The organism is Stenotrophomonas sp. 05L44_2 (genome assembly GCF_056665995.1).
On sequence record NZ_JBFTNR010000124.1, the window covers coordinates 1 to 7,458 of the forward strand.

Genomic DNA, 7,458 nt, shown 5'->3' on the forward strand with positions numbered 1-7,458 from the left:
CCCTTATGCCACCGTCACCGTGAAGTGCGTGCGTATTTTCGACTGCAGACACGACGACGCCGGCACAAGGCCGGCGTCGTCGGGTACCTCAGCATCGCGGCAGGATCACTCCTGCGCGGCGTCCTCGCTGCTGGCAGCAGCCGGTGCGCCGTCGGTCGTGGCCGGGGCGGCGGCGGCCACCTCGTCCTCGTCCTCGTCGATCGAGGCATCCATGCGCTCCACCGCCTGCAGCTTCTCGTCCTTGGACAGGCGGATCAGGGTCACGCCCTGGGTGTTGCGGCCGACGCGGCTGATTTCCGAGCCACGGGTACGCACCAGGGTGCCGCCGTCGGAGATCAGCAGGACTTCATCGTCGGTACCCATCAGCACCGCGGCAACCAGCTTGCCATTGCGCTCGGTGGTCTGGATGCCGATGACGCCCTGCGTGCCACGACCCTTGCGCGGGTAGTCCGGCAGCGGGGTGCGCTTGCCGTAGCCGTTTTCGGTGGCGGTGAGGATGTAACGCAGGTTCGCGTCGTCGGCACCTTCGATCAGCGCATCGCCCGTGGCGATGGCCTCCTCGACACCGTTGTCGTCCTCGTTCTCGTCCTCGATGCCGCCAGCACTCTCGGCCACGATCAGGCTGACCACTTCCTCGCCGGCCGGCATCCTGATGCCGCGCACGCCGGTAGCGGTACGACCCATCGAGCGGACCTTGTCTTCACCGAAGCGCACGGTCTTGCCGTTGGAGGCGAACAGCAGGATGTCACGCTCGCCATCGGTCAGGCCGACGCCGACCAGCGCATCGCCCTCGTCGAGGTTGATCGCGATCTTGCCGCGGGCCAGACGGAAGGCGAACTCGCCCAGCGGGGTCTTCTTGACCGTACCGTTCTTGGTGGCGAAGAACACGAACTGGCCATCGGCGTACTCGCGCACCGGCAGCACGGCCTGAACGCGTTCGCCCGGCTCCAGCGGGATCCAGTTGATGATCGGGCGACCGCGGGCATTGGAACCGGCTTCAGGCAGCTGGTACACCGGCAGCCAGAACACCTTGCCCGAACTGGTGAAGGTCAGCAGCGTGTCGTGCGTGTTGACCAGCCACAGCTGCTCGATGAAATCCTCTTCCTTGGTCGACGCCGCGCTGCGGCCACGGCCGCCTCGACGCTGGGCGCGATAGGCGCTGACCGGCTGGCGCTTCACGTAACCGGCATGCGACAGGGTGACCACCACGTCTTCCGGGGCGATCAGATCAAGGATGTCCAGGTCTTCTTCGCTGTGGCGGATCTCGGTACGGCGCTCGTCACCGAACTCGGCCCGCACGTTGATCAGCTCTTCGCGGATCACCTGCAGCAGGCGATCGGGATCTTCCAGGATATGGATGAGCCCGGCGATCACTTCCAGCAGCTGCTTGTATTCCTCGGTCAGGCGGTCCTGCTCCAGCCCGGTCAGGCGGTGCAGGCGCATTTCCAGGATCTGGGTCGCCTGGATCTCGGTCAGCTGGTAGCCGCCTTCGATCAGGCCCACGCCCTTGGGCAGGTCATCGGGACGCGAGGCTTCGGCACCGGCGGCGCCGAGCATCGAACCGACCAGGCCCGGTTCCCACAGGCGCGCAAGCATGCGCTCGCGTGCCTCGGTGGGGTTCGGCGAGGTCTTGATCAGTTCGATCATCTCGTCGATGTTGGCCAGCGCAACGGTCAGGCCTTCCAGCACGTGGGCACGGGCGCGCGCCTTGCGCAGCTCGAACACGGTGCGGCGGGTAACCACTTCGCGACGGTGGCGGACGAAGGCCTCCAGCATCTGCTTGAGGTTCATCAACTGCGGGCGGCCGTCGACCAGCGCCACCATGTTGATGCCGAACACCGACTCCATCTGGGTCTGCTGGTAGAGGTTGTTGAGCACAACCTCGGCCGACTCGCCGCGCTTGATTTCGATGTAGATGCGCATGCCGTCCTTGTCGGACTCATCGCGCAGCTCGCTGATGCCTTCGATCTTCTTTTCCTTGACCAGCTCGGCGATCTTCTCGATCAGACGCGCCTTGTTCACCTGGTAAGGAATTTCAGTGACGATGATCGATTCGCGGCCGTTGTCGGCCACTTCGACATCCGCCTTGGCACGAATGCGCACGCGGCCACGGCCGGTGCGGTAACCGGCGATGATGCCGGCGGTGCCGTTGATGATGCCCGCAGTCGGGAAATCCGGGCCCGGGATGAACTCCATCAGGCCGTCGATATCGATTTCCGGATTGTCGATCAGCGCGATGCAGGCATTGATCGATTCGGTGAGGTTGTGCGGCGGAATGTTGGTCGCCATGCCCACCGCAATACCGGCCGAACCATTGACCAGCAGGTTCGGGAACCGGGTCGGCATGACCGTCGGCTCCAGTTCCTTTTCGTCGTAGTTGGGCTGGAAATCGACGGTTTCCTTGTCGATGTCCGCCATCAGCTCATGCGCGAGCCGCGACATGCGCGCCTCGGTGTATCGCATCGCMGCGGCGGWGTCGCCGTCGACCGAACCGAAGTTRCCCTGGCCATCKACCAGCAKGTARCGCAGCGAGAACGGCTGTGCCAATCGCACCAGCGTGTCGTACACCGACTGGTCGCCATGCGGGTGGTACTTACCGATGACGTCACCGACGATACGTGCCGACTTGAAGTAGGGCTTGTTGCTGTGCGCGTTGAGTTCATTCATCGCAAACAGCACACGACGATGCACCGGCTTGAGGCCATCGCGCGCATCTGGCAGCGCGCGCCCCACGATCACGCTCATGGCGTAATCGAGGTAGCTCTTGCGCATCTCGTCTTCCAGGTTGACCTGGATGATTTCCTTGGCGGTTTCTGCCATTCGGGTTCCGTTGTCTGGTAGCGGTCCAGTCCGGCGCATCCACCCGGGGGTGGTCGTGCCGGAACCTCGATTCAACCGCTGGATTCTACCACACGGGGCCGTTTTCCGCCTGCCTTTACGGTGATTTTACCGGCACAAATCAGGAACTTAGGGGGTTGCCGGCCAGCGGCCGGCACTACCGGACGCCGGGGTCGGAGCCCTTTCCAGCGGAAAGGCACCCGCCCCCTGCCCGCGTCAGCCGCCGAAGGCAGCGCGCATGTTCTCCGCGGTCGGGTTCAGGATCACCCCCCGCTCGGTCACGATGGCATCGATCAGCTCGCCCGGGGTGACATCGAACACCGGGTTCCAGGCGGCGATGCCCTCGGCCACGGTGCGGGTGCCGCCCACGCCGTACAGTTCGCCCGGATCGCGCTGCTCGATCTCGATCTGGCTGCCGTCCACGGTATCCATGTCCACCGTCGAGGACGGCGCCACGACCATGAACTTCACCCCGTGGTGGCGGGCCGCGATGGCCAGCTGGTAGGTGCCGATCTTGTTGGCCGTATCGCCATTGGCGCAGATGCGGTCAGCGCCCACGATCACCCACTGCACCGCACCGGTCTTCATCAGGTGCGAGGCGGCCGAGTCGGCGATCAGCGTCGCGTCGATGCCGTCCTGCTGCAGCTCCCACACGGTCAGGCGCGCACCCTGCAACCACGGCCGGGTCTCACCTGCGAACACACGGGCGATGCGGTCCTGGGCCATGCCGGCGCGGATCACGCCCAGCGCCGTACCGAAGCCGGCGGTGGCCAGCGAGCCGGTATTGCAATGGGTCAACACGCCGCTGCCGGCCTCGATCAGGCCGGCACCGAGTGCGCCCATGTGGCGGTTCGCGGCCAGGTCTTCTTCGGCGATCGCTTGCGCTTCAGCCTCCAGCAGCGCCTTCCAGTCGGCACCGGCAGCGCTAAGGCAACGTCGCATGCGTGCCAGCGCCCAGGCCAGGTTCACCGCGGTCGGGCGAGAGGCATTCAGCCGCTGCAGCGCCGGTTCCAGCTGCTGCAGGGCATGCGCGCCATCGGCCGCCTGCACATCACGTGCGGCCAGCACCACACCCCAGGCGGCGGCGATGCCGATGGCCGGCGCACCGCGCACGGTCAGGGCGTGGATGGCGGCAGCCACCTCATCGCTGTCATGGCAGGCCACATGCTCGACCACGAACGGCAGCTTGCGCTGGTCGAGCAGTTGCAGGGCATCGCCGGTCCACAGGATCGGGCGGATGTGGTCGTAGCGGGCGTAGTCGAGGTCGGTGGCGGTATTCATGGCCCTATTGTAGGGCCACGCCACGCACGGATGGCCCCTGTCCGGGGTCAGTTCACCGAGAATTCGGCGCGGCAGCCGCCATCGACCCAGATGCCGTTGCGGTTCCAGCCCCAGGTGCTGCCTTCCTCGCACGGGGTGCTGGAAAGCTGGTTGGAGAGGGTGGCGCTGGTGGAGATGCTGGCGCCACAGAAGCGGCGCTTCTTGGACTTGGATTCGCAGGTCAGCCGGCGCGGCATGTCGACGAAACGGCCCTGCTCGTCGGCCACCTCGAAATCACCCTGGCAACCGCGGGTGGTCCACACCTCATTGCGCTTGTAGCCCCAGCCCTGCCCTTCCCGGCACGGAAGCACCGACAGCTGCCGCAGCAACCGTACCGGCGCACCGTCCAGGCGTACCGGGCAGCTCTGCGGGCGACCATTGGACTCACAACGCACTACCCGCCGCACCAGGCGCTTGCGCCCCTCGGTCGGCGGCGCTGCAGCATTCTCTGCCGGGCGCGCACGAAATTCCGCGCGGCAGCCCAGGGTCACCCACACGCCACTGCGGTCGGTGCCCCACTCGCTGCCACGGATGCAGCTGTTGCTGGACAACTGGCGGATCAGGTCGACGCCGTTGCTGACATCGATGTCGCAATGCACCCAACCCATGTCGCGGGATTCGCAGGTCACCACTTCGCTGTCATAGCCAAGCGACTGCGCCGATGCGGTCGACGGAAGCAGGCCACCCCATATCGCCACGGAGTACATCGGTGCCGCTACGACCGCAAACCACTTGACCAAAGCCTTCCCCATGAATGGATGAACCACGACGCAAGTGTGCGGTATCGGCTGTGATAAGAGCATCATCGTGCTTGCTGAATCAAGCGCGCAGACGCGTGTTTTCGTTCAGCCTGCCAGGTGCAGGGGAGATCGGCTCATGCGTGCGCGAAATCGAATGCAAGCACGTCGGCGATGCGCGGTGTGCGGTGCATCGCCATCAGCAGGCGATCAATGCCAACGGCAACACCGGCACAGGCGGGCATTGCAGGCAGTGCATGCAACAACGCTTCATCCAGCGCGGGCTGTACCTGCCCCCGTGCATGGCGACGCTGCAGGTCATGCTGGAAACGCGCGCGCTGTTCAGCCGCATCGTTCAGTTCGTTATAGCCATTGGCCAGTTCCACCGCGCCCAGGTACAGCTCGAAACGCTCGGCCAGCGGCGGTGTGCCGGGGCGGATGCGCGCCAGTGCCGCCTGGCTGGCGGGCCAGTCGTGGACCACGGTCATGACCGTGTCATCGAAGTGCGGTTGGATACGGTGGGTCATCAACAGATCCAGCCAATCATCGCGGGTCAGGCCTACCGGATCGATGTGCACCTCGCCCAGCGCGGCGCGCAGTTGGCCCTCATCGGCATCGAACGGGTCCACGCCGGCCTGTTGCTGGAACAGTTCGCGATAGCTCAGCACGCGCAGCGTCGCGCTGCGGCCAACCAGCGCCAACGCCTGCCCCACCAGTTCCGCGGTTTCCTGCAGCAACCGATGGTGGTCCCAGCCAACCCGATACCACTCCAGCATGGTGAACTCRGGATTGTGGCGGCCACCGGCTTCGCCATTGCGGAACACCCGGCCCAGCTCATAGCAGTCGCCCACGCCGGCAGCGAGCAGGCGCTTGAGCGGGAACTCCGGCGACGTGCGCAGCCAGCGGCGGCGTCCGCCCGCATCGACGTGGCCGCTGAAATCGGTGTGGAAGCTGTCGATGTTCGGCTCGGTGTTGCCGGCCACGGAAAGGATCGGCGTTTCCACTTCCAGCACGCCRCGMTCGGCAAAGAAGCGTCGCACCAGCGCATTGAGGCCGGCACGCTGTTGCAGGCTGCGCAGCAGTGCCTCGCTCACAGGATGCCCTCCGGGCGCGGATGGTCCAGCGGCAGGGTCAGAAGATCGCGCGTGTCATCGATGTAGCCACTGGCCAGGTACAGGCGGCGCGCCAGCTCGTTGTGATGGTTCACCTCCAGCCGCAGCCGGCTGACCCCGCGCCCGCGCGCGCGTTGTTYGCAGATGGCCAGTGCCCGCTTGCCACGGCCACGGCCACGTGCCCGATGGCTGAGGTAGAGCTCGTCGAGCAGCATGAAATGGCCGCCCTGCTCCAGGCTGAAGCCCATCGCGATGACCGCATAGCCAACGACGGCCGCGGCCTCGTCCAGCCACAGCAGCACTTCCCCGTTGCGCGGATCGGCCAGCAGCGCATCGACACCACGGCGCACGCGCGCATCGTCGAATTCGATCTTGTCTTCGGCGTAGAAATCGCGCATCAGCGCGATCAGCAGTTCCTCGTCGGCACGGGTGGCCAGGCGGAAATCCAGCGGAGCGGTCTGCATCAGTGTTCCTTTGCGGTTGCGTACCGGGTGCCTGCGCACCCGACCGGTTCATCACTCGTGTTCGGCCAGGTAGGCCAGCAGGCGCTCTTCGTCCCACACCGGAACGCCCAGCGATTGCGCCTTGTCCAGCTTTGAACCTGCCTCGGTGCCTGCCACCACGAAACTGGTCTTCTTCGACACGCTGCCCGACACCTTTGCGCCCAGCGCCTCCAGGCGCTCCTTGGCGGTATCGCGATTGAGCTGGGCCAGCGTGCCGGTAAGCACCACCGTCTGCCCGTCCAGCGGACCGGCAACCACTTCGGCCAGGGCCGGCGCACTGGCCAGGATGTGCTTCATCTCCACTTCGGCGGCCAGCAACATCGCGCCATGGCCCTCGCTGTCCAGCCAGTCAGCGACGCCGCGCGCGGTGTCATCGGGCAGACCGGCGTTGACGAACTGGCCGTGCTCGGCGTCCAGCACCGCCTGCGCGCTGGGCAGTGCGGCCACCAGCTTCTCCGCGCGCAGGCGGGTAATGCCGGGAATCTCCGCTTCGACCAGCAGCTGGGCAAGGTCCAGCCCCTCGCGCAGCTTTGCACTTGGCGGGTGCACGTCGCTGATGCGCACCTGSCCCACCTGCAGCAGCRCGTCGATGGCSTSCTGRTTGCCYKMCTGYTCGAAGAAGTGRCCSAGCGAGCGCGCCACTTCSCCRCCGATRTCCGGCACGCGCTTGAACAACGGCCACGGCAGACGGCGGATCAACGCCAGATCGCCAAACCACTGTGCCAGTGCCTTGGCGGTGCTCTCGCCGACGTGCTCGATGCCCAGTGCGAACAGCAGTCGCTCCAGCGTCGCATCACGGCTGGCATCGATCGCAGCGATCAGGTTGTCAGCCCATTTGGTCGCGATCTTCTTCGTGTTCCATTCGAAGGCTGCCGGCTGCGCCAATGCCTGCGCGCGCCACCCCGCATCGTTGCCATCCAGTTTCAACACAGCGTTGAGCACCGCGCC

Annotated in this window: 6 protein-coding genes; all 6 read right to left on the reverse strand. The window is 65.8% G+C overall.

From position 1 onward, the window contains the following. Window positions 1-105 precede the first annotated feature (105 nt). A complete protein-coding gene (gyrA, locus tag AC1VAN_RS06335) occupies window positions 106-2,820 on the reverse strand; it encodes a DNA gyrase subunit A (RefSeq protein WP_480985477.1) in 2,715 nt (904 codons plus the stop codon). A gap of 234 nt (window positions 2,821-3,054) precedes the next feature. Continuing rightward, window positions 3,055-4,119 (reverse strand): S-methyl-5-thioribose-1-phosphate isomerase, encoded by a 1,065-nt coding sequence (mtnA, locus tag AC1VAN_RS06340; RefSeq protein WP_032976294.1) that lies wholly within the window; start codon window positions 4,117-4,119, stop codon window positions 3,055-3,057. 47 nt (window positions 4,120-4,166) lie between these two features. Next, the gene (locus AC1VAN_RS06345) at window positions 4,167-4,898 is read right to left on the reverse strand and encodes a DUF3011 domain-containing protein (RefSeq protein ID WP_313445699.1); all 732 of its coding nucleotides are present in this window, start codon (window positions 4,896-4,898) and stop codon (window positions 4,167-4,169) included. Between the two features lie 134 nt (window positions 4,899-5,032). Then, a complete protein-coding gene (epmA, locus tag AC1VAN_RS06350) occupies window positions 5,033-5,989 on the reverse strand; it encodes an EF-P lysine aminoacylase EpmA (protein ID WP_480985478.1) in 957 nt (318 codons plus the stop codon). Continuing rightward, a complete protein-coding gene (locus AC1VAN_RS06355) occupies window positions 5,986-6,471 on the reverse strand; it encodes an N-acetyltransferase family protein (RefSeq protein ID WP_480985479.1) in 486 nt (161 codons plus the stop codon). Before AC1VAN_RS06355 ends, epmA begins: the two co-directional genes overlap by 4 nt. A 51-nt stretch (window positions 6,472-6,522) precedes the next feature. Beyond that, window positions 6,523-7,458: BRCT domain-containing protein (locus AC1VAN_RS06360; RefSeq protein WP_480985480.1), on the reverse strand; the 936-nt coding region annotated here is incomplete at its 5' end.